Origin of the sequence: Furfurilactobacillus entadae (assembly GCF_045862745.1) — a bacterium.
In the GTDB taxonomy this organism is placed as follows: domain Bacteria; phylum Bacillota; class Bacilli; order Lactobacillales; family Lactobacillaceae; genus Furfurilactobacillus; species Furfurilactobacillus entadae.
Genome location: NZ_BQXN01000051.1, coordinates 1 through 996 on the forward strand (window position 1 = coordinate 1; position 996 = coordinate 996).

General features: G+C 50.6%; 2 protein-coding genes. Both read right to left on the reverse strand.

Annotated elements, in window-relative coordinates; translation table 11 throughout:
• Window positions 1-656 (reverse strand): GH25 family lysozyme (locus ACKTR5_RS11685; protein ID WP_407881682.1); only part of this gene is annotated, 656 nt, incomplete at its 3' end.
• A partial coding sequence (locus ACKTR5_RS11690; RefSeq protein WP_407881684.1) for a hypothetical protein occupies window positions 649-996 on the reverse strand: 348 nt, incomplete at its 5' end. The genes ACKTR5_RS11690 and ACKTR5_RS11685, both read right to left, overlap by 8 nt.

Here is a 996-nt window from a genome sequence, read left to right on the forward strand (position 1 = left end):
GGCGTTGGATCAACCTTTTGCCCATTACCACCCGCATTGGTGAACTTGTCCCAGCCGTCCCCATCAAGATAAGCCATGCTTAAATCAAGGCTGCCATTCCAGCCTGATAAACGCCCGGTTGAGCTGTACTGAAAAACCGTGGGCACTCCCCAAGCACCCCATGCGTTGTCATCCGTCCATGGATCAGCAATGAACCCATATTGTGGGGCAGAAGAAGCATATTGAGCACCCCATAGGGCGTAATAGCGGGCTACTGGCGACCAATCATACTGATTAGTGGTTGCTTTGCTCATGTAGATCATCGGACTGGCTCCCGTTAAGCGAGCCACTTCATCCAACCATTGTGAGGCCCAGGCGGGCCCTAAATTAATCGCGTCAGCTTCCCAATCGAGCATGGGTAAGGCGTGCTCATCCAGCAAGTAGTTTTTAACGTTGTCGACGAAGAACCGCGCTTGCGTCACGGCGTCCGTCCCTGGTTCAGCGAAATGATACAACCCCATCCGCTTACCAGCCGCTTTAGCGCTCGCGTATTGTGCGTTACAAGCGGGATTGACATAATTTGTGCCATCCGTGGCCTTAATAATGACGACGTCACTAGGAACTTGCGTTAAATCAATGCCATCTTGATAACTGGCTACATCAATTACATTAAGCATTTGTACCTCCTTGTGGTTTCCGCATGTCAGGAACCACCGCTTTAACAGTCGGCGTAGTTACTTTATCCATTACTGGTTTCTCAACGTTTGGTTGTGGATCACTGGATGCACTAATTGTCGGTGCGACTTGTTTCAACAGTCCACTTTGTTTCACTGTGGCGTAGCCTTGCTGAATGATGGCGTCCAGTTGTTGCGCACTAAAGTACTTGCTCAACCCGTTAGCGGCGAGCCGCTTTTGCAGGTCGTTCATGGCCGTCGCCTTTTGCGCTGAACCATCACCTATAAAGCTCTCGGCCACCAACACAGCTTGTTGACCCCAAGTTAACGCCAATTGTAAACG